Raw genomic sequence first — 25,683 nt, 5'->3', positions numbered from 1 at the left:
CGTCGTCCCGGATCTTGTCTCCGCTGACGCCAAAGAGGTCCTTCGACGTCCCTCCGCGCAGGACGACCTCTGCTCAGAAGTTTTGCCGTGTGGCGTGCGTTCCAACTTTCAACACGTCATGCTTCTTCCATCTCCTTCACCGCGTCGGCAATCTGGCCCACTGCCTCCTTCGCGTCGCTGAAGAGCATCTTTGTGTTGTTCGCGTAGAAGAGCTCGTTGGGCACCCCAGAGTAGCCGGGGCTGAGGCTGCGCTTGATCATGACGACGCTGTCCGCCGCGTCGACGTTTAGGATCGGCATGCCGTAGATGGGACTGCCCTCGTCTTCCCGCGCCGCCGGGTTGACCACGTCGTTGGCCCCCACGACGATGGCCAGGTCGGTCGTCGAAAGCTCGGGGTTGATGTCCTCCAGCTCGTAGAGCTTCTCGTAGGAGACGTCCGCCTCGGCCAGAAGCACGTTCATGTGGCCCGGCATGCGCCCCGCCACCGGATGAATCGCGTACTTCACCTCAATGCCCTGCGCCTCCAGCCGGTCGGCCAGCTCGCGCACCTCGTGCTGCGCCTGCGCCACGGCCAGCCCGTAGCCCGGCGCGATGACCACCTTGTCGGCGTAGCGGGCGAGGATGGCGGTGTCCTGCGGCGACGTTTCGTTGACCGTCTTGCCCTCCGGCACATCCAGGTCGCCCGTGGCCCCGTCGCCCCCGCCAAAGCCGCCGAGCATCACGTTCGCCAGCGACCGGTTCATCGCGTCGCACATGAGGACCGTCAGGATCATGCCCGCCGCCCCCACGAGCGTCCCGCTTACGATGAGGGCCGTGTTGTCGAGGACGAAGCCCGCCGCGGCGGCCGCGAGGCCCGAGTAGGAGTTGAGGAGCGACACGACCACCGGCATGTCGGCCCCACCAATAGGAATCACGAGCAGGACACCGAGCAGAAGGGCCGCGGCGCCGAGGCCGAGGGCCGCCAGGATCATGGGCCGGGCGAGCGTGGGAAAGGCCTCGGCGTAGGCCACCATCACACCGAACGCCACGCCCGCTCCCACAAGCAACAGCCCCGTCAGCACGCGCAGCCCGGGGAACGAAATGGGGGTACCCGTAATCCAGCCGCTCAGCTTGCCGTTCGCGACGAGGCTTCCTGAGAAGGTGACGGTCCCGATCAGGATCGAGAGCGCGATGGTGACCGCCGTAACGATCCCAAACCCGTACACGTCCCCCCCCACGTACTGCGACAACTCCGCGCCCGAGACGAGCGCGGAGGCGAGTCCACCGAAGCCGTTGAAGACAGCCACCAATTCCGGCATGGCCGTCATCTCGACTGTGCGCGCCAGCCCCACCCCGATGAGGCCGCCCAGGGCGAGTCCCCCCAGAATCATGGGCCACGACAGGATCTCTTGCAGAAAGAGCGTGGCGACGACGGCGACGAGCATGCCGAGGGAGGCCAGCGCGTTCCCCGTACGGGCGGTGACGGGGGACTGCATGCGCTTCAGCCCAAAGATGAAAAGCACCGCCGAGAGCAGGTATGCAAGATCGATGATCGCAGTTTTCATGGTGGCGTTGGGCGTTCAGGGGGAGGCGTTGTAAGGGGGACGTCGTGCGTGGGACCAAGCGCCACGCACCACGTCGTCACGCACCAGCGATCCTACTCCGGCGTGCCGTTCGTCGGCGGCGCCCCGGCAGACGCGGACGAGGCCGTCTTCTGACCAAACATCTTCAGCATGCGGTCGGTGACCAGAAAGCCCCCGACGACGTTGATGGTGGCCACCACGAGCGCCGCGAAGCCGATCCAGGTCGACCAGGGACCGGTCGTCATCCCCGCCGCCACGAGCGCCCCCACGATCGTAATGCCACTAATGGCGTTGGCCCCCGACATGAGGGGGGTGTGGAGGGTCTGCGGCACCTTGCTCAGCACCTCAGCACCCAGGAACGCCGCGAGGACAAAGATAATCAGGTTGTTGAGCATGGCGGTCTGTCGGACAGGCAGGAAAGCGAAAACGAAATTGGGAGTGCCACCACGGAGGCTCGGCTGCGTCTCGGGGCGACGAAATGACACGTGCGTCGCGATGCGTGGCCGCCCGCAGCAGGCGTCCTCACGATTCACGCCTCAGAACCTGTTTTGCGAGCGAATGGGAACGCCGAGACACAGTGGGCGAAGGGGCAATAAATCGCCCAACGGAACCTCGTAGCGGAGCTCCCAGGTGATATGCCGAAACGTCATTGCGCAAGATCCACGAAGTCAAAGGCCGTAGGCGTGTCGCCAAACAGGTTCTCAAGACATCACGCCTCTTTCTCCGTAGGCGCCAGGAGGTCCCGAACGCGCTCGTTCTGAACCTCTCCGTCGCGAGTGAGGCACGCCTCCGCAAAGATCTGATCCTCAAAATCCGGGGCGAAGGCGCCGTCGCCGAGTCCTTCCTCAATCATCGCCGCCACGGTTTTGGCATAGAGCTCGCTCGCGTGCACCGGCATCTGGGCGGGCAGGTTGGTGGGCCCCAGGATCTGGACCTTGTGCTTCATGACCTCCTCCCCCGTCTCCGTGAGGGCACAGTTGCCGCCGTTCGGCGCAGCAAGGTCCACGATCACCGAGCCCGGGTCCATGGCCTCCACAGCGGTCTCGTTGATGAGCAGGGGCGCAGGCCGGCCGGGGATGAGGGCTGTCGAGATCACCACGTCGGCCTCGGCGAGGTGGGGCTTGAGGAGCTCGGGCTGTCGCTCCTGCTTTTCCTTTTCCACCTCCTCCGCGTACCCGCTTTCGTCCTGGTCGGCCTCGATGTCGACCTCCAGCTCCACAAAGGACGCGCCGAGGCTTTCCACCTCCTCGCGGGTCGGCTCGCGAATGTCGTACCCAAACACCTTCGCCCCCAGGCGCTTGGCGGTGGCGATGGCCTGCAGACCCGCCACGCCCGCCCCCAGCACGAGCACCCGGGCCGGCCGCACCGTGCCCGCCGCGGTGGTGAGAAGCGGAAAGAACTTGGGCAGCCGCTCGGCCGCGAGGACCGCTGCCCGGTACCCCCCGATCGAGCTCATGGCGGAGAGGGCGTCGAGCTTCTGTGCCCGCGAGATGCGGGGCACGAGCTCCATCGCCAGCGTCGTCACGCCCTGGTCCGCCAGTGCCCGCGCGGTCTCCGGGCGTTCGAGCGGACTGAGAAACCCGACGAGGACCTGCCCGTCGTTGAGCCGCTTCACCTCGTCGCCGGACGGCGGCGCCACCTTTGCAACAAGGTCAGCGTCAAACGTCTCGGCTCGCCCTACGACCGCACATCCCGCCGCCTCGTAGTCGGCATCGGTGTGGTAGGCCCCGTGCCCGGCCCCCTCTTCCACACGAACCTCCAGGCCGTCCACCGTCGCCAACAGACGATCGGCCACATCGGGAATCAGGGCAACACGGGCCTCCCCCGATTCGGTTTCGCGCGGAACGCCAATCGTGAGAGCCATTGCGCCGTGGTCATTGATTCAAAGACAGTCTTGCTCCTCTTCTTCGGGGGCTCCTGGGGGCTCGTCCCGCTCTTTTCTGATTCCTATCCGTGCGTGCGTTCAAACTCATCCATGAACTGCACGAGCCGCCGGACGCCCTCCTCGGGCATGGCGTTGTACATGGAGGCACGGACCCCCCCCACGGAACGGTGCCCCGATAGGCTGAGCAAGCCCTCCTGCTCGGCCTGCTTCAAGAAGACCGGCTCCAGGTCCGGGTCGCGGAGCCGGAACGTTGCGTTCATGGTCGATCGATCGTCCGACTGAACGGTGCCCTGGTAAAAGTCGGTCGCGTCAATTGCATCGTACAGCATGCCCGCCTTCCGCCGGTTGATGGCGTGGATGGCGTCGATCCCGCCCTGGTTCCGGAGCCAGCGGCACACCTTCTCCACCATGTAGATCGCGAAGACCGGCGGCGTGTTGTAGCGGCGCTCCGCGTGGGTGCCGTAGTCGAGCATTGTGGGAAGCGGCTGCGTGCGCCGCTGTAGGAAGTCGTCGTGCACGAGGACGACGGTCACCCCCGCCGGCCCCACGTTTTTCTGCGCCCCGGCGTAGACGAGCCCGTAGCCCTCCAGGTCCATCGGGCGGCTCAGAAACTCACTCGATGCATCGGTGACGACGGGCACGTCGAGCACCGGGTCGTCGGTGATCTGGTTGCCGTTGACCGTCTCGTTGGTCGTAATGTGGACGTACGAGGCGTCCGGCGTGAGGTCCCAGTCCGCCACGTCCGGCACGTACGAGAAGTCCGCGTCTTCGCTGGAGGCCGCCACATTCACCCCGCCCACCCGCTCGGCTTCAGCGACCGCCTTCACGCCCCACCGCCCCGACACGACGTAGTCGGCCACGCCGTCCGCCGGCAGAAAGTTGAGGGGCACCTGGTAGAATTGCATTCGGGCCCCGCCCTGCAGGAAAAGGATGTGCCAGTCACGGTCCAGGCCGAGCAGGGCGCGGAGGTGCTCGCGGGCCGACGCCTCGATCTCGTCGTACGCAGGGGAGCGATGGCTGATCTCCATCACCGAGGCCCCCACATGGTCGTAGACGGGCAGCTCGTCCTTCACCTCGCGCAGGGCCTCCACGGGGAGCGTGGCCGGCCCGGCCGAAAAGTTGTACTGGCGTTGGCTGCGGTCGGCGGGCGCCGCAGCGTCAGAAGCAGACATGACCGAAGCGTTGGTTCAGCGGAAAGGAGCGGCAGTGGGACGACAGGAGAGAGGGACGGCCGGAGAGACGCCCCCGGGAGTTGGTGCAAGGCGCCAAGATAGACAACGCGGCGGCGGCGTGCAATGGGACACCGTGTGCCCGCCCATGCGTTTTCTCCTCGTTCCAGCCTCAGGTAAGGACACGTCCACGAAAAAGGTTCTCGGGGAGGCGTTGCCTCGGCCGCCGTTACACAAACATTGCCCGGCCTCCCCCGTCCTTCTCTGTCCAATTGTCATCCCAACTGCCATCCACAGCAATGCCCCTGCACAGGTCGACCATGCAGGGGCACGGAAAATACCAGAATGGGACGATGTCCAGTGGTCCCGGACCGTCCCTTGGCGCTAGGGCGTGACGATATTGCCGCCGCCTCCTTCACCGTCGGCCGAGCCACTGCCCTCAGCAACGTCCACCACCTCGATGTCAAAGATGAGCGTACGTCCTGCCAGCGGATGGTTCGCGTCGATGGTCACCGAATCTTCCCCGAGGGCCGTGATGAGAACCGGGACCGTCTGACCGTTCTCAAGCCGCAGCTGAAGCTGCTGTCCAACCTCCGGCTCCACCTCGTCGGGAATCTGGTCGTGATCCATCTCCATAACCATGTCCTCACGGTGCTCCCCGTAGGCCTGCTCCGGATCCACCTCCACAGTCTTCTCGTCCCCCGGCTCCATGCCCGTCACGGCCTCCTCGAAGCCCGGAATGACGCGGTTCTCCCCAACGGTGAAGCTCAGGGGCTCCTCCTCCGACTCGTCGAATTTCGTGCCATCCTCCAGCTTGCCCGTGTAGTGGACTTGAACCTCGTCTCCTTCATTCACTTGTGCCACGACGCTGTGTCAATTTGTTGCAGTAGGTACGAGAGGCGCTAATTATGATGTGGTAACGCGCTGTGGAAACCAGTGTTCGGAAATTCCACCAGATCGTGGGTTCTTTACCTGCGGGGCCTCGGAGGCTTTCTCGTTCGACAGCCCCTCCGCCAATCGGCTCTTGACGTGCGACAAACCTGTAAGGGAGCGAGTAGGCTGTAACGATGGCGTCGCTCCACCGGGCGGCCGGGAATACTGCTGGGGGGTGGAAGGTTTTTCCTGTACTCATTTACCCTCAATGCCTACAGCCCACTCATGTCTACCTACCTCACTCGCATATCATCCCTCGTCGCTCTCGGGCTTGCCCTCTTGGCCGGGCCCGCAGTGGCACAGCAGGACGACGCACGCGCCGAACAGCTGGACATCGTCGACACGGCCGTCCAGGCCGATGACTTTAACACCCTCGCCCAGGCCCTAGAGGCCGCCGACCTCGTGGGCGCCCTGAAGGGCGACGGGCCTTTCACGGTCTTCGCCCCCACGGATGCCGCCTTCGACGCGCTGCCGGACGGCCAGCTTGAGTCCCTGCTGCAGCCCGAGAACAAGGGGCAGCTCCAGGCCATCCTGCAGTACCACGTCGTGAGCGGCAAAGCCATGGCGTCGGACGTCACGGGCATGGACGCCGCCCCCACCCTCGAGGGCCGGTCCGTTCAGTTTCAGGTAAACGACGGCACGGTGCAACTGATGGGCCAGAACACAGCGACCGTTGCACAGGCCGACATTGAGGCGTCGAACGGGGTCATCCACGTCATCGATAGCGTCCTGCTGCCGCCGGAGGCCGACGAGGCAGACGGAGGATACTAGGTGTTGCCCCCTGCTTCAAGACGACCGGAGACAACCGAAGGGCGTGGCCGACCGCCACGCCCTTTTTATTGTTTTTATTGGGGGCTACGAGACGGCCTGGGGGGCGTCCGTTTCTCGCTCCCAGTACAGCTTTTCAACGACGACCATGTGCGGCAGGGTCACGATGGCGATGAGGATGAAGAGGAGGGCAATCATCTGATCCTGCAGCCCAAACGACTGCGTGGCGGCGTACAGGCCCGCCAGCCCGACGAAGGGAATCACCGTGAAGAGCGCCGCCTCCCGATAGAACTGGCCCATCGACAGGGCCTCCCCGCGCCGCCGAAAGAAGCGGAGGAGCTCCAGGATGTGTCCCAGCGCGTGCCACCCCCCAAAGAAGACCGAGAAGGCCACGAGCGGGTGCACAAGGCCGAACAGGGCAGTGAGCACCGCGACGTTGATCGCCTCTCGCCCCGGCGCCCAGCCCGCACTCGGGGCTGCCCGGGGCACGGCGAGCCCGAGGGCAACGGCGTGCTGCACGACGAGGCCCCCGAAGAGCGCGTCCGGGGCCGTCGTCACCAGCGGCCAGTCGAGCAGCTGAACGTCCCCCATGGCCGCAAAAATCGGGGCGACGACTTCCGGAAAGGCCACAATGGGCAGGCCGAGAAGAAAGAGGCCGCGCGACAGATAGAGGAGACGCGCGGGCAGGGGCGGAAGCCGCCAGTAGGCCAGGTCGGCCTGTCCAAAGTGGTACATGGTCATGACCAGGAACAGGCCGAGGCTGAAGGTGGGCGCCACGATCCAAAGCCCCCCGTACAGCGCCATCAGCGCAAGGTATCCCCCGTAGAATTTGGCCTGGTCGCTCCACGTCGGGCCGAGATCCCACAGCCGGGCCGCCACGAGGTGATCGATGGCCCCGTGCGGCATGCCGGTGAGCACGACAGCAACGAACAGCACCCCGAGGGCCGACGGCCCTAAGGACACGCCGCCCCATGCTCCCCCCCCGACTGCCAACAGGGTCAGGGCAAGCACGCTGGCGTAGACGCGTGGGGAGCGGAGGGTGACCGGATCGTCCATGGCAGACAAGGGAGCGATGCTATGGGATGGGCCAACAGACGTACAACGTATAAGATACGCCGGGGGAGGTCCACGGCAGCGTACCGACCGGCGACAAGTTTTCAGCAAGTTTATTGCACTTGGGGGGAGGCCACCTCCAGCGCCACCGGCGGTCTGGATCTACACTGCCCCTCGCCGGTCCACGGCACAAAAGACATCTCGCCTGCCATCGACGACCTTCGCCGCCGCCCCAAGCCATGTGCTGAACTCGATTCAGTATTGACTTGGAGTCCATTCATTTGAGAACTACACCCTTCCATTGATGAGTCTTGAATCGAGCTCAGAGCGATGAAGGGGCTCTTCTCAGGCAAAGAAGTTCTTCTTCGGTGTGCCACACATATTCGGTGTGCTACGCATACTTTGCACTATAACACAAGACCTTCTCAGAGCTGATCCAGTGTGACGATAATGGGAAACTTGCACTGAGCAATGAGTCCGGGGAAAGGCGATGGGCGAATGGCGTCTAATTTGCCCAATACAATTTCTTGCAGACATGTCCTCCCACGTCTTTTTTTCTCCCTATGCCGTTTGACACGCCGTCGTCCACATCCGAGCGTCCCCATGTCGTCATCGTTGGGGCCGGGTTTGCGGGTCTGGAGGCCGCCAAGACACTGCGCGATGCCCCGGTGCGCGTCACGCTCGTTGACCGCAACAACTACCACAAGTTTCAGCCACTGCTCTACGAGGTGGCCATGGCGGGGCTGGAGCCGGACGACATTGCGCACAACATACGCAATATCTTTCGAGGGAATGAGACGGTGAACTTCCGTCTCGGCACGGTCGTGGACATCGACCCGGTCCTCCAGCGGGTGCACCTGCACGGCAACGAGTCGCTCGCGTACGACCATCTCGTCCTCGCCGCGGGCGCGGTGTCGACCGACTTTGGCATTCCCGGCGTGGAGGAGCACGCCTACCCCCTCAAGAACGTGCCCGATGCCGTCAACCTGCGCAACCGCGTGCTGCGACAGTTCGAGCGGTACGACCGGCACCGAGCAGCCACCGGAGAAGGCGCTCTCACGTTTGTCGTGGTCGGCGGGGGGCCGACGGGCGTCGAGATGGCGGGGGCGTTCGTGGAGCTCTTCGACACGCTCAACAACGACTTTTCCGAGTTCGACACGCGCGAACAGGCCCGCTGCCTTCTCCTGGAGATGGAGGACGAGCTGTTGCCGCCCTACAAGTCCCCGCAGCGCGCCTACACCCGACAGGTCCTCGAAGCACGAGGCGTGAACGTTCAGACCAACACGGCCGTCGAGCGGGTGGCTTCCGACGAAGTCCACCTTGCCGATGGCCGAACAATTCCGACGCAGACGCTGGTGTGGGCGGCCGGGGTGAAGGCGAGCCCGGTGGCCAACCTGCTCGACGCTGAGCAGGATCGAGGCGATCGGATTATCGTGAACCCGGACCTGACGGTGCCTGAGCACCCAGAGGTGTACGCGGTGGGCGACATGGCCGCCATTGAGGGAACGGACGGCTACGAGCCCCAGCTCGCGCAGGTGGCCATACAGAGCGGCGAGCACGCCGCGGAACAGATTCAGCGCCGTCTCCGCGAGGGCACCTCGGAAGAATTTGAGTACTGGGACCTCGGCCAGATGGCCACGATCGGGCGCAATGCGGCCGTGGCCGAATTTGCCGGCGGCATCGCGGTCCGGGGCTTCCTCGCCTGGTTTCTCTGGGTCGTCATTCACATTGCGAAGCTGGTCGGCTTCCGCAACCGCCTCAGCGCCCTCGTGAATTGGGCGTACAACTACTTCACGTACAACCGCAGTGCGCGTCTCATTCTCGACATGGTGCCCATCTCCGACGACGTCCCGATGGAGGTGGAGGACGTGGACCAGCAGGTGAAAGAGCGCCTCAAGACGGTGGAAACCCAGCCGCACTAGCGCTTTTGGATCGGTCCGCGGGCCCGTCCCGTTCGCGACGGTGTTCTCAATCTGTGTCCCTGCGGCTTCCCCATGCATTTTCGCAGTGCTCTTCTCTTCTCCTGCGTCGCCCTTGCTCTTTTGCTTGTCGGGTGTAGGGGCGGCGGCGGGCTTGACGTGGCCCAGGGGCAGTACCGTTTCGTTGTGGAGGGCAGCCTCACCGACACACTTACGGGCCCGGCTACTGTCCAATCTCACGACAACGGACGCGTTGGCATCGAGCTCGGCGCGCGCGGCGCCCCCGGCCTCTCGATGGAGCTCGTGCCCGCGGCCCGGACTACCGACGGCGCGGGCGCTCCTCTGGCGCCGGTCTCTCCCGGCCGCTACAACGTGGTGGCGGCATCGCTGCTCGACGCACCTTCTCCGGACAGTCTGTCCGGGCTTCTAGCGTTTCTGTCTGTCGCCGGACGCGAGTTCGTAGCGATGCAGGGACACCTCTCGGTGACCCGCGTGAGCGACGAGGCGGCGGAGGGCCGAATTGAGCTGGAGATGGCGGAGCAGGCGGCGCCCACATCCGGAAACCATGCAGTGCGAGTGTCGGGAGCGCTGCGGGCAACGATGCCCTGAGAACGGAGGTTCTATGGACACGCTGCCTTTTTCGGGGTGTACAACGCCTCCGCCTGACAAGGCATCGCAGCCCCCCCGAGCACAGCCGCTGGGGACATTCGGGGCGAGGCGCCCCGCCGAGGTCACTCCGCCTCGGGCTCCCCGTTTTCAGGCTCCGGCAGACCGCTAAGAATGTCACGCACCGGCACGTCCCCAATCGCTGCCAGACGGTTCGGGCGTACAGTGTCGTCCAGGCCCACAAGGTGCCGGGTGCGGTACACGTCGCTGTCTGGATCGCGGTGGACCTCGATCTGCCGGGCGTCCACGTTCACAATCCATACTTCCGGAATGCCTGTGCGGGCATAGAGAGAACGCTTGAAGGCCCCAGTGGGACGGACTCTCTCATTCCCGCAATTCCCCTTTCCCTGTTTTCAGAAGCGCTTTCCTTCACAATTTCATCACGAAATCGGTTGCCAATTGGATTGATAGTCTCCGAGGCGGCCGCTAACGTAGATGCCACTATGATCAACGCCCTAGTTTCTATTTCCCCGACGCTTCGAGGTCGAGCCCGACGTGTGCGACAACTGCACCCCTCTCTCCCCATGGCTCGAACCGGCCTCCAGGCGTCAGATGAGTAAGGCTTGATCTTCCATTTGACGCGGCATCGCCGCCTTCTCTGCAGAGGCGCTGGTTCTCACGAGCCAGCGCCTTTTTTGTGTTTAATATCGAATTTTGTCCCTATGCCCATCGTTCTCGCTTTTAGCGGAGGCCTCGATACCTCTTTCTGCGTTCCATACCTGCAAGAGAGCTACGATGCCCCGGTCCACACCGTCACCGTCGACACTGGGGGCCTTACCGGCAGCGACCGTACGGCAATCGAGGCCCGCGCCCAAGACCTTGGGGCCGACGAGCACCACCTCGTTGATGGGCGAGCACAGTTGTACAACGACCACCTGAACTATCTCATCAAGGGCAATGTCTTGAAGGGCGGCGTCTATCCGCTGTGCGTAGGGCCGGAGCGCATCGTGCAGGCCCAGGCCGTGTCCGAGGTCGCACAAGAAATCGGAGCCGAAACCGTGGCCCACGGCTCCACCGGCGCCGGCAACGACCAGGTGCGGTTCGATGTGGCCCTCCGGCTCGTGGGGGATGCTCTCCACGTGCTCGCACCCATCCGCAGCCTCGGCCTGACTCGTGAGGAGTCGACCGCCTTTCTCGAAGACCGGGGATTCGAGGTGCCGACCGATACGACTGACTACTCGATCAACCGCGGCCTCTGGGGAACTACGATCGGGGGACAGGAGACGCTCACCGCGAAGCAGCCCCTGCCGGAGCAGGCCTACCCGGACACAACCCCGCCCACCGACGCGCCGGACACGCCACAGACACTTACGATCACGTTCGAAGAAGGGCTCCCCGCCGCCGTCGACGGCACGTCGCTCTCCGGCGTCAAGCTCGTCGAGGCCCTCAACGAGGCCGGTGGCGCGCACGGGATCGGGCGCGACGTTCACATCGGCGACACCATCCTCGGCATCAAGGGTCGGGTCGGCTTCGAGGCCCCCGCCGCCCAGATTCTCATCACGGCCCACCGCGAGCTCGAAAAGGTCGTGCTCTCGGAGGAGCAACAGGTCCGGAAGCGCGCCCTCGGCGATGTCTACGGCCGGCTGCTCCACGAGGGCCAGTACTTCGACCCCGTGATGCGGGACATCGAGGCGTTCCTCGACCACAGCCAGGACGTGGTCTCCGGCACCGTCACCGTGAAGCTCTTCAAGGGACAGGTGCAGGTGCAAGGCATCGACAGCCCGCACTCGATGTTCGACGCCGGCACCGCCACCTACGGCGAAGAGAACGCACTGTGGGACGGGCGGGACGCGGAGGGCTACACCACGCTCGCCGCCGTGTCTCCCCGCCTCGCCAAAAAGGCCCGAACGGACGCGTCCACTGCGGCGAGCAAAGACGCGCCTGCCTCCCCTGGGACCCCGTAGTCGGGCGACCGCACCGGGAGGGACCGAAACGCCCTCCCCCGCACGCTCTCAACTCCCACGCTCCCGCACCCTCCCCATGACCGACGACGCCTTCCAGACGAGCCCCGCTGACAAAATTGCCTCCAGCACGGCCCACTGCCACATCGAGTCGCCCATCACGCTCTCCCCCTACGTCGTGGCCCAGCACGGCTACGTGGTGGCGGTGCGCGCCCTCGACGAGAAGGACCAGTACGACAAGGTGGAATGCAGCGACGGCGTTTTTCGTCACCTCCGAACGGGCGACGTGCTCGTGGGCACCCTCGGCGGGCGGCAGGCGCTGAAGGGCTACAGCGGGCGCGTTCCTCGCCACATCGCCCCCGGCGACACGCTGAACGTGCTCAATCTGGGCGGCCTGATCGGCGAGTGCACCGCCGCCCACCCCGACCTCGGCCCGGCGCTGCCGGTGGAGGTGCTTGGGGCTGTCATGGTGGAGCGGGACGGGCAGTGGACCCACGCCCGGATTCAGGAGGATGGGCTCGAGATGGTGCACCGGCTCGAATCGTCGGTGCCCCTCGTCACGGTGAGCGGTACGGCCATGGACACCGGCAAGACGGAGGCCGCCTGCCGCGTGGTGGAGGGACTTGCGGGGGCGGGCCTGAAGGTCGGCGCCGCCAAGCTGACGGGCGCCTCGCTCATGCGCGATGTGCGCCGGATGCGCGAGCACGGGGCCGGGGCCGTTGCCACCTTCACCGACGCGGGCATTGCCTGCACCGTGGAGGATGCCATCACGCCCATCGCGAAGGGGGTCATCCACCACCTCAACGCAACCGAGGACCTGGACGTGATCGTGGCGGAGATGGGCGACGGGTTCGTCGGCTACTACGGCGTGGACGACCTGATGACGGACATGGAGCTGCAGTCCTTCATCGAGGCGCACGTGGTGGCGGCCACCGACCTGGCCGGTGCGTGGGCCGCCGAGCAGACCTTCCGCGAGCGGTACCACACCGATATCACCGCGGTCACCGGCCCTGTGACCGACAACGACGTGGGCCGCCGCTACATCACACAGCGCCTTGGCGTCAACGCCCTCAACGCCCTCCAGCAGAGCACGGCGCTCGTGGACAAAGTTGCGGACGCACTCCCCGATGCTGTCTTTCCGAACGAAATCGAGACCACTGCCGCGTCATCGCCGTCGTCTGAGAAAAAACTCGCTGTGGCATCGTAGCGCTCCAACTCTCGGAGTTTCGCTCACGGAATTCCGCACAGGAAGGGGGCGAAATTCCCCCCTTCCCCCATTCCCCCTGTCCCAACCCGACCGATGACCCTCTCGTCCCCAATATCAACCGGCCCTGCTCCCGAAACGGCGGAGACTGCTCAGGTCGGCCTCCTCCACGGCGCCGGCTACGTGGGGGGCGAACTGATCCGTCTCCTCGCCGCACACCCCCACACTGCGCTCCAGACCGTGACGAGTCGCACGTTTGCCGACCAGCCCATCGGCGCAGCCCACCCGTCCCTACAGGGGCAAGTCAACCACACATTTGCGGCCCCAAGCGATGTCAATCTCGGGGCGCTCGACGCGCTCCTCGTGGCGGCGGAGCACGGGCAGAGCATGCGGGTTATTCCCGAACTGATGGCGGGTGGCTTCGACGGGTCGATCGTCGACCTAAGCGCCGACTTTCGCTTTTCCGATCCGGCGGTCTATCCCGAATGGTTCGACACGGAGCACCCGGCGCCCGAGTTGCTGAATGAGGCGGTGTACGGCCTGCCGGAGTGGAGCGGCGACGTCGCCGGGGCGTCGCTGGTGGCAAATCCGGGCTGCTACGCGACCGGGATTACGCTGGCGCTGGCGCCGCTGGCCCAGAACGATGTGCCCTTCACCGCCCACGTCACGGTCCTCACCGGGGCCTCCGGCTCCGGCGCGACGCCGTCCGCCGCTACCCACTTTCCGGATCGGGACGGCAACGTGCGTCCCTACAAGGTGCTGGACCACCAGCACGGGCCCGAGATCCAGCAGACCCTCGGCCCGCACGTGACCCTCAACTTCGTCCCGGCCTCCGGTCCCTGGGCCCGCGGCATCTGGGGGACCGCGCAGATCGAATGGAAATCGTCCGTTGAGCCGAACGCCGTGGCCGGATGGTACAAGGAAGCATACGGCACGGCGCCCTGTGTCCGCTGCTCACCGGGGCTTCCATCGCTCCAGCCCACCGTCCACACCCCCTTCTGCGACCTCGGGTGGAAGCATGAGGGCACGACCCTCGTCGTCGGCTTTGCGCTCGACAACCTGCTGAAGGGCGCTGCGAGCCAGGCGATTCAGAATCTCAACCGCGCGCTCGGCCTTCCCAAAACGGCCGGGCTTCTTCCCCCCCCCGCTCCTGCTTCGGCCTCCTGAAGAGCGCGACGGACGGGCGGAGATGTCTCGACTCTCTATCCCCGCGCTCCCATATCCCCACGCCCTCCACCACCAATCCAGGCATCCTCCATGAATACCGCTGACACCATCGCAATCGAGCAGAACCTCGAAATCCCCACCTACGACAAGATGCCGATGGCACTTGTGCGGGGAGAGGGCCCGTACGTATGGGACGCCGAGGGCACCCGGTACCTCGACTTCTACGGCGGGCACTGCGTGTCGCTGCTGGGGCACTGCCACCCGAACGTCGTGGAGGCCCTGCAGGCCCAGGCGGAGACCCTAATCTTCTACTCCAACGTCGCCCACAGTCCCATCCGTGCCCGGGCGGCCCAGCGGCTCGCCGCCCTCGCGCCCGACGGCCTCGGCAACGTCTTCTTCGCCAATTCTGGCTCGGAGGCCAATGAGACGGCCCTCAAGCTGGCGCGCAAGTACACGGGGCGGTCCGGCGTCATGGCGATGAAAGGGGGATGGCACGGGCGCACGCTCGGCAGCCTTGCCCCCACGCACGACGAAAAATATCGCGCCCCTTACGCGGATGTACTCCCCGAGACAACCTGGGTGTCCGTTGGCGACCTCGACGCGGCGGAGGCGGTGCTGTCTTCCGAAGGGATCGCGGCGGTCATTCTGGAACCGATCCAGAGCATCGCCGGGATGCGCGAGGTGCCCGCCGGCTACGTCCAGGGACTACGCGCGCTCTGCGATAAGCACGGCACGCTGCTGATCTTCGACGAGGTGCAGACCGGCGTGGGGCGGACCGGCACCTTCTCCATGAGCGAGCCCCTCGGCGCGACGCCCGACCTCATCACCCTCGCCAAGAGCCTCGGCGCGGGGGTGCCGGTAAGTGGTGTGCTCGTAGACGACGCGGTGGCCGAGACCGTCGAGACGGGCGACCAGGGCTCCACCTTTGGCGGCGGCATGCTCGCGATGGCGGCCGTGGAGGCCACGCTCAAAACACTCGTCGAGGACAACCTGATGACCCGGGCCACCGAGATTCACGAGCAGGTCGCCGCACAAGTGGGGCCGGTCGTGGAGGAGGTCCAGGGCCGGGGCTGTCTGATGGGGCTGACGCTCGACCGTCCCATCGCGCCGGTCGTGAAGGCGCTCCGCACCCAGGGCGTGCTCGTAGGAGGCTCCTCGGACCCGCACGTGATGCGCCTGATGCCCCCGCTCGTCGTCTCGAACGAAGACGTGACCGCCTTCGCGGAGGCGCTCCACGTCGCCCTCGATGCCACCGCCACACCCGCCGAGGCGCATTAATGCACCGCTGAAACAACGCGCGACGACGAGTCCCGACGCGCCGGTGTGGTTTTCCAAGATTAATCGCAGGATGCTATTTTCCCCGTTCCCAGTCCAGAGTGATGGCTTCCAGGCAGGAAAATTGCTCCCCCGGCCTCGAAGAAAATGCCGCCCGGACGAGGGCGAAGACCCGAGCGCCCGAAAATTCTTCACTGCCTGACCGAGTGAAGCAAGGGAGTTTGAAGAATTTCAGCGAAGTCGGAGCTGTCGTCAGGCATTTTCTTCACAGCCGTGATCTTTTTACTTCGTGAGTCGCTTCGCTCGTCTGGTTCGTTTTTGCATCTAGTCAAAAATGAACGTCTCCGTTTGGAAAAGGGCGGCATGCCTTGCTTTCAGAGGAAAACTCCTGGAGAGAACGTGGCCACGCATGGAGCAATTCGTCCCGCAAACTTGCATGTCCGGCGGATAATCTCACAGTGGTCCATCGCTGTTCGATTCCATTCCACAGTTGGATGTCTACAATGCAGACCTCAACGCCCACTCCCCCTCGCCGTCGCCTCCCTCCGACACGCCCCCCGATCTCCGGCACGTGCTCCAGATCGACGACTTCTCGGACGCGACCTGGGACGCCCTCCGCCACGCGGCGGTGGCGCACCGACACGACGAGACGCGGGGGGCCGGCACGGCGGCGGGCACATCGCTCGGGCTCGTCTTCCTCAATCCGTCGCTCCGCACGCGGACCTCAATGGAGGGCGCCGCCACGCATCTGGGGGCGCACCACACCACCCTGGTACCCGGCGACGGAAGCTGGGACCTCGAATGGGAAGAGGGCGCGGTAATGGACGGGAACGCCCCCGAGCACGTGAAGGAGGCGATCGGCGTCCTGTCCCGCTACCACGACGCGCTCGGGGTGCGTGTCTTTGCCTCCGGTATCGACTACGCGGCGGACGCGCGGGACACGCTCATCCGCACCATCGCCGAAGTCGCCAGCGTGCCGGTCGTCAACCTGGAGTCCGCCTGGGCGCACCCGTGCCAGGGCCTCTCCGACGCGGCCCTGCTGACCGAGCGCTTCGGGGATGACCTCACGGACAAAAAGTTCGTGCTCTCGTGGGCCCCCCATCCGAAGCCCCTCCCCATGGCGGTGCCGAACACCGCCCTCCGCACGGCGGCCCGCTGCGGGATGGACGTGACCGTGGCCCGCCCTAACTCCCATGCGCTCGATCCGGACCTGATGGCCGAGGCGCAGTCGATGGCCGACGCACAGGGCGGCTCCGTGGCGGCGACGAGCCACCAGGCCGCTGCGGTCGACGACGCCGACGTGGTGTATGCCAAGTCGTGGGGCGGTCCGCTGATGTACACCGACCCGGAAGGCGAATCCGAGGCCCGGGCGGCGCACGCCGACTGGTGCATTACCGAGGCCCTCATGGCCCGCACCGACGACGCGGCGTTCCTGCACTGCCTCCCCGTCCGCCGCAACGTGGTGGTGGACGACGCGGTGCTCGACAGCCCGCACGCCGCCCACCTCGACCAGGCCGAGTACCGCCTCCACGCCCAGAAGGCCCTGCTCGAATACGTTTGGGGCTTGTGAGCGCAGGAGCATGGGAGCAGGTTGAATCCTCTTCCCTCCTACACCTCATACTCCCAGGCCCTCTTGCCACCCCTCAAACGAAGCGAATAGTGGCTTTTCCAATGACTGATCAGAAGTCCTCCCCAGCCGTGGTCAAGGTCAGCGGATCGCTCCTCGACGAGCCGGATGCGCTGGCCGACCTGTGGCCCGAAGTCCGGGTGCTGCACGGCGAGGCCCCAGTGGTGCTCGTCCATGGCGGCGGTGCTCAGATGACGGCCCTCGCCAACCGGCTCGGCCACACGCCAGAGCGGGTACAGGGCCGTCGCGTCACGGGCGACCTGGATCTGGAAATTGCCCAGTGGACCATGGGCGGCGCCCTGAACACGAAGCTCGTCTCGCAGGCCCAGCAGCACGACCTCAGGGCGATCGGCCTCTCCGGCGCCGACGCCGAGCTAATCCAGGTGTCGAAGCGCCCGCCCTGGACCATCAACGGACACACCGTCGACTTCGGATGGGTGGGCGACATCGAGACCATTCATTCCGACATGCTGGAAGGCCTGCTCACCCAGTCGCTCGTGCCCGTCGTGGCCCCGCTCGGCATTGACGACGACGGGCAGATTTATAACGTGAACGCCGACACGGTCGCCTGCGCCTTGGCCGAGGCGCTCGCCGCCGAGACCCTTTTCTTTGTGACTGGGGCGGGGGCGGTGCGCCGCGACGCCGACGATCCGTCCTCCCGCCTGGACACCTGTGACACGGCCACCGCCCAACGAGGAGTGGCAGACGGCTGGATCGAGGGGGGTATGCGCGTGAAGGTGGAGACGGCCCTCAGCGCCCTCGCTGGGGCCGTTGGTGACGTCCACATCTGCGGCCCGGACGACCTCTTGTCCCGGTCTGAGGCGACAGAGGTCGTGGTACGTGAGGCATAAACGTGGGGCGTGCAGCCTCTCTCGCGCATCACGCGTCACCCATCACACGGCCCTCAAAGCAGCAACGCAAGATGCCTTCCCAACAGACCGGTGCAATGGCGACTCGCTTAATGAACCCGACCGACGCCGTCAATCTCCTCAAGGATCTGATTCGCTTCCCCTCCCTCACGGGCGAGGAGGCGGAGATTGCCGACTTCGTGGAGGCCCAGGCCCGACGCGCCGGCGTCGACGTGCTACGCCACGAGGACAACGTGGCCTTCGGCGTCGGGGACGGGAACGACACGCTTGTGCTCAACTCGCACCTCGACGTCGTGCCGCCCGCGGACGGCCATCCATACGCCCCGTTTGAGCCGGTGACGACCGACGGGGTGCTCTACGGGCGGGGCAGCGTGGACGCCAAGGCCAGCGGGGCGGCCATGACGACGGCCCTGCTTTCCCTCGCGGACGAGGGCTGGAGGCCCCCGAACGGACAGGTCCTCGTGGGCCTGACCACCCACGAGGAGTCCGGTGGCAAAAAGAACGGGCTTCGGGACCTTCGTCCGCACCTTCCGTCCCTTTCGGCCGCCGTCGTGGGCGAACCGACACAACTCCGCCCCTGCATCGCCCAGAAGGGCCTCCTCATCCTCAAACTCCACGCCCAAGGACAGGCCGCACACGCCGGGCGCGCCCATCTCGGAGAAAATGCCATTCCGGCGGCGATCGCGGCGATCCAGCAGCTTGAGGGCCTCTCCCTCAATCGCAAGGACCCGCACCTCGGGGCCCCGACCGTCACCGTCACGACCATCGACGGGGGCGACGCACACAACGTGGTGCCCGAGCACTGCGTCTGTACCGTCGACTGCCGCACCACGCCCGCCTACACGCACGCCGAGATCGTGGAAACGGTGCGCGAGGCCGTGGACGCCGAGGTCGAGGTCTACAGCGACCGCCTCGTGCCCTGCACCACTCCCATGGACGCACGCATCGTCCGCGCCGCCCAATCCGCGCGCCCCAACGCCGAGCCCTTCGGCTCCCCGACCTCGTCGGACTGGGTCTTTCTCCACGACGTACCTACCGTCAAGATGGGCCCCGGCCTGAGCGACCGCTCGCACACCGCCGAAGAACGCATCGATGTGTCTGAGGTCCGGGAGGCCGTCAACGTCTACCAAGCCCTGATCCAATCCTACTTTTCCCCAGGTCGCGACGGGGCGTGATGGATACCCCGATGCTCTTTGCCGCCAACGTCCGCTCACCCTCTCTTTCATTCCCCCATCCCTCACTCCCTCCTCCCCCTTTCCTCTTCCCCAAATGACCACCCCCCTCTGGCAAAAAGACCCCACCGCCGAATCGGTGACCGACGACTGGGTCCATCGCTTCACGGTTGGGGACGACTACGAATGGGACCGCCTCTTGCTGCCGTACGACGTCGAAGCAAGCCGCGCTCACGCCTGGGGCCTTCGCCAGATCGACGTGCTGTCCGAGGAGGACTGGGAACAGATCAGCGACGCCCTGGACGCACTGCTCGACGCGTTTGAGGCCGGAGACGTGACCGTCACGCCCCAGGACGAAGATTGCCACACCGTCATTGAGCAATTCGTGACCGAGCACGCCGAAACGGCCGGCGAGAAGCTGCACACGGGCCGCTCCCGCAACGACCAAGTGCTGGCCGCTCTCCGGCTCTATCTCCGCAGGGCCCTCGCCACAATCGGCCGCCGGACCGCCGCGCTGGCCGAGGCGCTGTGTGACCTCGCCGAGCGGCACCCGGACGTGCTGATGCCCGGCTACACGCACCTGCAACGGGCCATGCCCTCCACGGTCGCCCTGTGGGCCCTAGGCTACGCGGAGACGCTGACGACCGACCTGGAGGCCCTCCGGCATGCCCGGCACCAGATCAACGTCTCCCCCCTCGGCAGCGCTGCGGGGTACGGCGTGCCGGTCCTCGACCTCCCCCGTGAGGCCGTCGCCGAGCGCCTCGGCTTCCGCGACGTACAGACACACGCGACCGCCGTGCAGCTGGGCCGCGGCAAGCACGAGCTCGCCGTCAGCCACGCCTGCACGCAGGTCGGCGCCACCGGCAACCGGCTGGCGTCCGACCTCGTGCTCTTCGCCACCGCCGAGTTTGATTTTGTCGACCTTCCCCCCGAGCATTGCACCGGCAGCAGCATCATGCCGCAGAAGCAAAACCCGGACGTGCTGGAGCTGGTGCGGGCCTCCCACCACCGCCTGGCCGCCGAGATGCAGTCACTGGCCACCGGCCCGTCGAACCTGCCCGGCGGCTACCACCGCGACCTTCAACTCACGAAGGCGGCCGTACTGCGCAGCGTGCAGATGACGTCCGATATGCTCACGGCGCTGACCAACGTGGTCCGTGGCGTCGCCTTCAATCCCGAGCAGACCCGGGCAGCGTGCACCCCGGCACTCCTGGCGACCCAGCGGGCATTGGAGCAGGTCGCCGAGGGCGTGCCATTCCGGTCCGCCTACCGGACGGTGGGGCAGGCATCTACCGCCGAGCGCGCCGACCCGGACGCCGTTCTCGACGCATACGAGACCGACGGCACTCCGGGCCAGGAACGCCCCGACCGCGTCCGGGCCCAGCTCGACCCGCACCGCGCCTGGATCGCGACCTCCTAGCCCTCACGTTGCGTCCAGGGCTTTTTGCTCGGTCACCGCTCCTTTTCAACCGCACGCTCCACCGCCCGCCGCAGCTTGTACAGGTGCATCGGCGCCTCCGTCTCCTCGTCGCGCACGGCGCTCAGGTTGAGCATCTCGACGGGCAGCGAGAAGGCCATGGCCGAGTAGATGTACCCCTTCGAGATCTGCTGGCCGAGCCCCTCCGCCACGAGTGTGACGCTAACAAGGGGCAGAGAGCTCAGTGCCAGGGTAGCATGTCGGTCCTATGAGCCCCTTCCCTCTCAGACAGGACGTGGATTTCCGTCGTCGCCTTGCCGATCAAGAAGCACCCACCGACCCGCAAAGTCAGATCGCGCCCGCTGAAGGCGTACGCGAACACGGAGAAGAGGGGCGCAGTGAGGAACATTCCCCGGCTGATGGAGAACAGCAGCGGGATGCGTCCGGCGAAGGCCAGTCTCGGCCCTACCTGGTGCGCGAGGGGCTGCTGATCCGTCGGCAGCTTGTTCGACAGGATCGAGATGAAGACGATGTTGTCGATCTTCAGGGTCGTGAGCGCGCCGAGGGCGATCCAGGCTTCGGGAGAGGCGGTCCACGCCGTGGGGCTGGAGATTTGCCTTGAGACCGCGCCGGGGGGTAGTCGGGACTTGCCCCGCTGACTACGCGAGCGGCTCGGCCAGAAAGGAGGCGAGGTCCTCGACGTGCTCGCGGTCGAGAAGGGGCTCAAGGGCCTGCACGATGAGACTCACACAGGTGGCCCGGTAGATGAGCGGCTGTTCCGGACGGCCATTCTGAGCCGTCTGGTGCTGGATGCGTGTGTTGAGCATCGTCCAGTGGCACTTCATCTCAGCGTATCCGAGGGCAAGACCTCGCCTGAGTTCATCGACCGTGTCGGCGGCCAGCAGGCTATCGAGCACCCGGTCTCGGAGCTCGGTCACGTACCGGCGCACGGCCTGGCGTTCGGACGGGCTTCCTTCCGCCCACTGCCCCAACACCTCGTCCCACTCTTTCTCCAACGAGCCGTGCAGGGCCGTTTCGACCTGCTGTCTAAGATCGTCGAACGTGGGGGTGGCCCCCGTCGGCTGGCCTGTGTTTTGTCCCATGTGCTTCTGCCACAGATTCAATGACGGTCGCTGTGCTCTCCCAGTTGTGCTCTCCCCAGTTCGGCGACGACTTCGAAAAGTGATGCGTAGTCCGTAGGTTGATGTCCTCGATGGAGTCATATTGAAGGCATTAGCCAAGGATTCTCGCGGGCTGCCCGGGACTTTGTTCATAGCGGATTGGTTACATCCGCCTCTTCCCCAAAACGAGGACGCCACCGTCCACACGGTGGATTGAGGCCGTTCATCCCGAACGCAATGTTTTCCGACCACGACAGGGGACGTGAACTGCCAGAAAGGGTCTCTTCCACCGCCTAGACGTGGGCCTGCAGACATCACCACCTTCTTGACAGTCTCTCTGCCGCGCTCGCCCTCATGTCTGACGCCCAGAATCCATACTCATACCTGCGCGAGGACGGCCCGGAGTCGTCCTCCGGCGACACTGATGGCCCCAAGGAGCCCGAGCCCCCGGCGACAGACCTGGAGTTCGGCGACGACGGCGTGGGGGAGGCGCTACGCCATGCCGACGAGGACGAGTTGAACGCAGCTCCGTTCGGCATTATTCAGATCAACGACGCTGGGGTTGTGCAGCTCTACAACCGCTACGAGTCGAACCTGAGTGGCATCGATCCCGCAGATGCCGTCGGGGCCAACTTCTTCACCGAGCTGGCCCCGTGCAGCAACAACCCTCTGTTCTTCGGCCGCTTCAAGGATGGGGTTCGGGAGGGGGGGCTCGACGAGTACTTCACGTATACGTTCACCTACCAGATGCGCCCCACCCTGGTGGACGTGCGGCTCTACCGCGACGAAGCAGAGAACAACTGGATTCTGATTCAGAAGCGCTGAGGGCACACGGGCCTACGCTCCTCCACTGACCGCTGATACCTCTCCTGTCGAGGGCGTGGTGGTGCCGGTCGTGTCGGACGATGTCGGGGGCGGGACGGTGCCGGTCGTGTCGGGAAGCGGCACGTCGTTGAGGACCCGCTGCAACTCGTCGAACCGATCGCCAAAGGTGGCAAAGTCGCCTCCCTGAAGGGCATCCCGTGCCTCCTGGATAAGGTCTTTGGCCCGCTCCAGCCCCTCCACCTGCTCCGGGGACGCCGCCTGTGCCGTCTGTGCGGCCTGCTCCATCTGGGCCAGCGCCTGGTCGCGGGTCTCCACCACCTGCTCCCCTAGCACGCTGTTGAGCGACTGGCGCAGGGTGCGCTGCATGGCCACCCCCTGATCGGTCGCCGCGATGACGCGCTGCATTTCCGGAATCTGGATGTCGTCGGCAATCAGGTAGATCGGCTCCACGTAGAGGAACGACTCCTCAATAGGCACCACAATCAAGTTGCCGCGGATGACGCTCGACCCCCGCTGGTCCCACAGCGACAGCTGTTGGGAGATCTCAGTGTCCTGGTCGATGCGCGACTCAATCTGGTTGGGTCCGCGAATGAGCCGGTCCTTCGGGAGCTCGTAGACGACGACCTCTCCGTAGTTTTCAGGGTCGGAGCGGGCCGCCACCCAGCCGATCATGTTGTCCCGCCCGTCGGGCGTCATGGGCAGCATGAGCATGAATTCCAGCCCGGCATCGTCTTTTCCCGGCAGGTCCGTGAGAATGTAGTACGGCTCCATCTTGCGCTGCCGGTTCGCGTACTGCTCGTTCGGACGCGTCCAGAGGTCCTCGTTGTTGTAGAAGACCTGGGGCTGCGTCTGGTGGTAGCGCCGATACCGCTCCATCTGAATCTCGAAAAAGTCTTGCGGGTACCGGATGTGGTCCTGCAGCAACTGCGGCATGGTGTCAAGCGACTGGAAGAGCTCCGGGAAGATTCGCTCGTAGGTCTGAACAATTGGGTCTTCCGAATCCGACACGTACAGGGACACCTCTCCACTGTATGCGTCGACCACCACCTTCACGGAGTTTCGGATGTAGCGCGTGCCCTCGTAGCCCTGCTGCCCCCGAATGGGCTCCGAGTAGGGAAAGAAGTTGCTGGTCGTGTAGGCGTCCACGATGTAGTAGTGGCGGTCGTCGCCGTGGACCAGATAGGGGTCCTTGTCGAGCTTCAAGAAGGGCGCCACGTGGCGCACCCGCTCTTCCACCTGATTCCAGAACTGAATCTGACTGTCGTCTTGGACGTAGTCGGTGAGGAGGATGTTGAAGTCGCTCAAGTAGTACGAGAAGAGCAGCTGCTTCCAGAAGCTCCCCACGGACACGCCTCCTTCGCCGCCGTACCGGGTGTACTTGTTGCCTCCAGACCGGGGAAAGTCCAGCTCCAATGAGTCTTCCGAGACCCCCGCCGGCACGATGCGGTAGTTGGGCGTGCGCTCCCCGTAATAGAGCGCCGGATTGTCGACGTCCAACGACTCGTACCTGGACTGCGGCGGAATGTCCTGCGTGAGAAACTCCGGACTCCCCTCCGACCCCTCCCGCGCCACGAGGTTGGACACCGAGCCGTACCCGTGCGTGAAGCGGACATGCCGGTTGTCCCAGGTATCCTCCGGAAGCTGCTGGGTAAGCTCTCGGGGCGACACCATTACCTGCCGGTAGTCCCCGTCAAGCATGTACCGGTCCACGTCCACGTTGTAGAACTCATAGTAGAGACGAATCTCCTGCAGCTGCCGGTAGGTGTCGATGAGAAGCCGGGGGTCCCAGAGCCGCACGTTGTCGATGGTTGCCTCGTTGTCTTCCACGGCGTCCGCCGGAAGGTCCGGCTGGGCCGGATACGACCGCTCCTTGAAGTCCTTAAGCGCGTACGCCTCCCGGGTCATGTCGATGTTGTTCTGCAGGTAGGGGCGCTCCACCTGCAACTCACTCGGCAGCACGGTCAGCTGCGTGACGAGGGACGGGGCCAACACCAGCCCGCCGATCAGCAGCGCAATGTACCCCACGGCCCCGATTCCAAGGAGCCGAAGCCGCCGCCGGTACAGGTTGAGCCCAATCAGTGCCGCGAGCCCGATGGTAGCCGCGACCATCACGTAAAGGGCCGGAATCATGACATTGACGTCCGTGTAGCCCGCGCCATAAACGGCCCCTCCCCCCTCCTGCAACAGCTCATACAGGTCCAGATAGAAGCCCCAGGCCCATCCAACCAGAAGAAAGATAATATTCGCCCCCAGATGCCGGAGGGCCCCCGAGTCGGCCTCGAACCCACCGTCTTGAATGCCGATCTGTCCGGCGATAACGTATCCGGTCACGAGCGCCAGCAAACCGAGAAACGCCAGTCCGACGACACCGCTCTGGAGGGCCTGCAGAAACGGAAGCTCCAGCATGTAGAACGCCAGGTCCACCCCGTAGACAGGGTCGCTTTGTCCGTAAGAGCCCGCGTACCAGAACCGGAGCAGGTCATTCCACCGCCCCGAAAACCCCGCAGCGAAAAGCAGGCTGAGCACCCCCGCAACAACGTAGGCCAGGCGCTCCAGGCGACCGCGCGTGAGCGGCTCGCCCCCCACTTGGGGCGCCTCTCCCTCCTGCGCCCACCGCGAGGCCCAGAGGGGGGGAATGTTGCGGACCAGGACGCGAAAATTGCCCCCGAAGTACAACCCCGCGACCAAAAAGACGAGCACAAACAGCAATACCTGCGTGCCCCGAATCGTCCAGAACACGCTCGAGTAGTCCAGCTCGCTCAACCAGAAGTACTCAACGACCAGCTCCGGGGTCACGAGCAACACGGTAAACACGACACCAACGACGCCGAGCAGGACCTGGAGGAGGCGACTCGACCGGAGAATCGACATAAGGCGGGGAGGAAGTATGGGAAATGTAATGCCGAGGCCGGGGAAAACATTCCGGTCAGCAGTTTAAGTGGATTCAAATCCAATGCACGCGGACGAGTGGGGTTCGATTGTGCACCTCAGATCCATCTGGTCTCCGCATTTTTCCCCGTCTCCACGTGGACGACACAGACGGAGGTCACCGATCGGCACCGTCGGTCAACAGAAACGATGGGGCAGAACCAATACGCGAGGTGTCCCCCAGTCCCGCGGGAGGATCTGTGTCCAACGTCCCCCTCTTGT

At 65.2% G+C, this 25,683-nt stretch carries 22 protein-coding genes and 1 pseudogene; 12 read left to right on the top strand and 11 right to left on the bottom strand.

The window, feature by feature from the left end; all coding sequences use genetic code 11:
- Nucleotides 1-116 precede the first annotated feature (116 nt).
- From B7R93_RS09670 to B7R93_RS09650, 5 genes are all read right to left on the bottom strand, one after another.
- Nucleotides 117-1,544: an NAD(P)(+) transhydrogenase (Re/Si-specific) subunit beta gene (locus tag B7R93_RS09670; protein WP_103020548.1), complete on the bottom strand. Its 1,428-nt coding sequence runs from the start codon at nucleotides 1,542-1,544 to the stop codon at nucleotides 117-119.
- Nucleotides 1,545-1,636: 92 nt separating this feature from the next.
- Complete coding sequence (locus B7R93_RS09665) at nucleotides 1,637-1,957, bottom strand: NAD(P) transhydrogenase subunit alpha part 2 (protein ID WP_103020547.1); 321 nt, start codon at nucleotides 1,955-1,957, stop codon at nucleotides 1,637-1,639.
- 314 nt (nucleotides 1,958-2,271) lie between these two features.
- A complete protein-coding gene (locus tag B7R93_RS09660) occupies nucleotides 2,272-3,426 on the bottom strand; it encodes a Re/Si-specific NAD(P)(+) transhydrogenase subunit alpha (RefSeq protein ID WP_103020546.1) in 1,155 nt (384 codons plus the stop codon).
- 83 nt (nucleotides 3,427-3,509) lie between these two features.
- On the bottom strand, nucleotides 3,510-4,619 hold the full coding sequence (serC, locus tag B7R93_RS09655; RefSeq protein ID WP_103020545.1) for a 3-phosphoserine/phosphohydroxythreonine transaminase: 1,110 nt from the start codon (nucleotides 4,617-4,619) through the stop codon (nucleotides 3,510-3,512).
- Between the two features lie 381 nt (nucleotides 4,620-5,000).
- Nucleotides 5,001-5,480: an FKBP-type peptidyl-prolyl cis-trans isomerase gene (locus B7R93_RS09650; protein ID WP_103020544.1), complete on the bottom strand. Its 480-nt coding sequence runs from the start codon at nucleotides 5,478-5,480 to the stop codon at nucleotides 5,001-5,003.
- 294 nt (nucleotides 5,481-5,774) lie between these two features.
- On the opposite strand from B7R93_RS09650, the gene B7R93_RS09645 reads away from it, so the two are divergent.
- Nucleotides 5,775-6,320, top strand: coding sequence for a fasciclin domain-containing protein (locus B7R93_RS09645; RefSeq protein ID WP_103020543.1), 546 nt, complete (start codon nucleotides 5,775-5,777; stop codon nucleotides 6,318-6,320).
- An 84-nt stretch (nucleotides 6,321-6,404) separates the two neighbouring features.
- Here the strand turns inward: B7R93_RS09645 and B7R93_RS09640 are convergent, their stop codons facing one another.
- Complete coding sequence (locus B7R93_RS09640; RefSeq protein WP_103020542.1) at nucleotides 6,405-7,373, bottom strand: Brp/Blh family beta-carotene 15,15'-dioxygenase; 969 nt, start codon at nucleotides 7,371-7,373, stop codon at nucleotides 6,405-6,407.
- Nucleotides 7,374-7,933: 560 nt separating this feature from the next.
- Between B7R93_RS09640 and B7R93_RS09635 the strand changes: the two genes are divergently transcribed.
- A complete protein-coding gene (locus tag B7R93_RS09635) occupies nucleotides 7,934-9,292 on the top strand; it encodes an NAD(P)/FAD-dependent oxidoreductase (protein WP_103020541.1) in 1,359 nt (452 codons plus the stop codon).
- A gap of 72 nt (nucleotides 9,293-9,364) precedes the next feature.
- On the top strand, nucleotides 9,365-9,898 hold the full coding sequence (locus tag B7R93_RS09630) for a hypothetical protein (protein ID WP_103020540.1): 534 nt from the start codon (nucleotides 9,365-9,367) through the stop codon (nucleotides 9,896-9,898).
- Between the two features lie 122 nt (nucleotides 9,899-10,020).
- On the opposite strand, the pseudogene B7R93_RS09625 reads toward B7R93_RS09630, so the two are convergent.
- A pseudogene (locus tag B7R93_RS09625) lies at nucleotides 10,021-10,248 on the bottom strand (Uma2 family endonuclease); the annotation flags it as partial.
- 369 nt (nucleotides 10,249-10,617) lie between these two features.
- On the opposite strand from B7R93_RS09625, the gene B7R93_RS09620 reads away from it, so the two are divergent.
- The 8 genes from B7R93_RS09620 (at nucleotide 10,618) to argH (ending at nucleotide 20,590) form a co-directional block, all read left to right on the top strand.
- Entirely contained in the window at nucleotides 10,618-11,859 is a 1,242-nt protein-coding gene (locus B7R93_RS09620; protein WP_103020538.1) for an argininosuccinate synthase, read from the top strand.
- A 76-nt stretch (nucleotides 11,860-11,935) separates the two neighbouring features.
- Nucleotides 11,936-13,063 (top strand): P-loop NTPase family protein, encoded by a 1,128-nt coding sequence (locus B7R93_RS09615; protein ID WP_103020537.1) that lies wholly within the window; start codon nucleotides 11,936-11,938, stop codon nucleotides 13,061-13,063.
- 93 nt (nucleotides 13,064-13,156) lie between these two features.
- Nucleotides 13,157-14,227 (top strand): N-acetyl-gamma-glutamyl-phosphate reductase, encoded by a 1,071-nt coding sequence (argC, locus tag B7R93_RS09610; RefSeq protein WP_103020536.1) that lies wholly within the window; start codon nucleotides 13,157-13,159, stop codon nucleotides 14,225-14,227.
- Between the two features lie 90 nt (nucleotides 14,228-14,317).
- A complete protein-coding gene (locus B7R93_RS09605; protein WP_103020535.1) occupies nucleotides 14,318-15,505 on the top strand; it encodes an aspartate aminotransferase family protein in 1,188 nt (395 codons plus the stop codon).
- A 487-nt stretch (nucleotides 15,506-15,992) separates the two neighbouring features.
- Nucleotides 15,993-17,072: an N-acetylornithine carbamoyltransferase gene (locus tag B7R93_RS09600; RefSeq protein WP_103020534.1), complete on the top strand. Its 1,080-nt coding sequence runs from the start codon at nucleotides 15,993-15,995 to the stop codon at nucleotides 17,070-17,072.
- 101 nt (nucleotides 17,073-17,173) lie between these two features.
- Complete coding sequence (gene argB / locus B7R93_RS09595; RefSeq protein WP_103020533.1) at nucleotides 17,174-17,980, top strand: acetylglutamate kinase; 807 nt, start codon at nucleotides 17,174-17,176, stop codon at nucleotides 17,978-17,980.
- A 71-nt stretch (nucleotides 17,981-18,051) separates the two neighbouring features.
- Nucleotides 18,052-19,173, top strand: coding sequence for a M20/M25/M40 family metallo-hydrolase (locus B7R93_RS09590; protein ID WP_103020532.1), 1,122 nt, complete (start codon nucleotides 18,052-18,054; stop codon nucleotides 19,171-19,173).
- Nucleotides 19,174-19,267: 94 nt separating this feature from the next.
- Nucleotides 19,268-20,590: an argininosuccinate lyase gene (gene argH, locus B7R93_RS09585; RefSeq protein ID WP_103020531.1), complete on the top strand. Its 1,323-nt coding sequence runs from the start codon at nucleotides 19,268-19,270 to the stop codon at nucleotides 20,588-20,590.
- 32 nt (nucleotides 20,591-20,622) lie between these two features.
- Here the strand turns inward: argH and B7R93_RS16150 are convergent, their stop codons facing one another.
- The 3 genes from B7R93_RS16150 to B7R93_RS09575 are packed head-to-tail and all read right to left on the bottom strand — an operon-like array spanning nucleotide 20,623 to nucleotide 21,690.
- Nucleotides 20,623-20,799, bottom strand: a complete 177-nt coding sequence (locus tag B7R93_RS16150) for a hypothetical protein (RefSeq protein WP_232798265.1) — start codon at nucleotides 20,797-20,799, stop codon at nucleotides 20,623-20,625.
- Nucleotides 20,800-20,828: 29 nt separating this feature from the next.
- Nucleotides 20,829-21,314 (bottom strand): TerC family protein, encoded by a 486-nt coding sequence (locus B7R93_RS16230; protein WP_232798264.1) that lies wholly within the window; start codon nucleotides 21,312-21,314, stop codon nucleotides 20,829-20,831.
- Nucleotides 21,247-21,690, bottom strand: a complete 444-nt coding sequence (locus B7R93_RS09575; protein ID WP_103020530.1) for a hypothetical protein — start codon at nucleotides 21,688-21,690, stop codon at nucleotides 21,247-21,249. The genes B7R93_RS16230 and B7R93_RS09575 overlap by 68 nt, the downstream gene beginning before the upstream one ends.
- A 372-nt stretch (nucleotides 21,691-22,062) precedes the next feature.
- Here B7R93_RS09575 and B7R93_RS09570 point away from each other — a divergent pair, with 372 nt between their 5' ends.
- Entirely contained in the window at nucleotides 22,063-22,533 is a 471-nt protein-coding gene (locus B7R93_RS09570) for a PAS domain-containing protein (RefSeq protein ID WP_103020529.1), read from the top strand.
- A gap of 12 nt (nucleotides 22,534-22,545) precedes the next feature.
- Here B7R93_RS09570 and B7R93_RS09565 read toward each other — a convergent pair whose 3' ends face one another.
- Complete coding sequence (locus tag B7R93_RS09565; RefSeq protein WP_103020528.1) at nucleotides 22,546-25,404, bottom strand: UPF0182 family membrane protein; 2,859 nt, start codon at nucleotides 25,402-25,404, stop codon at nucleotides 22,546-22,548.
- Nucleotides 25,405-25,683: the final 279 nt, after the last annotated feature.

It is taken from the genome of Salinibacter altiplanensis (genome assembly GCF_002894645.1).
GTDB lineage: Bacteria > Bacteroidota > Rhodothermia > Rhodothermales > Salinibacteraceae > Salinibacter > Salinibacter altiplanensis.
The sequence above is the reverse complement of the archived record's forward strand: the minus strand, read 5'-3'. Positions and strand labels throughout refer to the sequence as shown.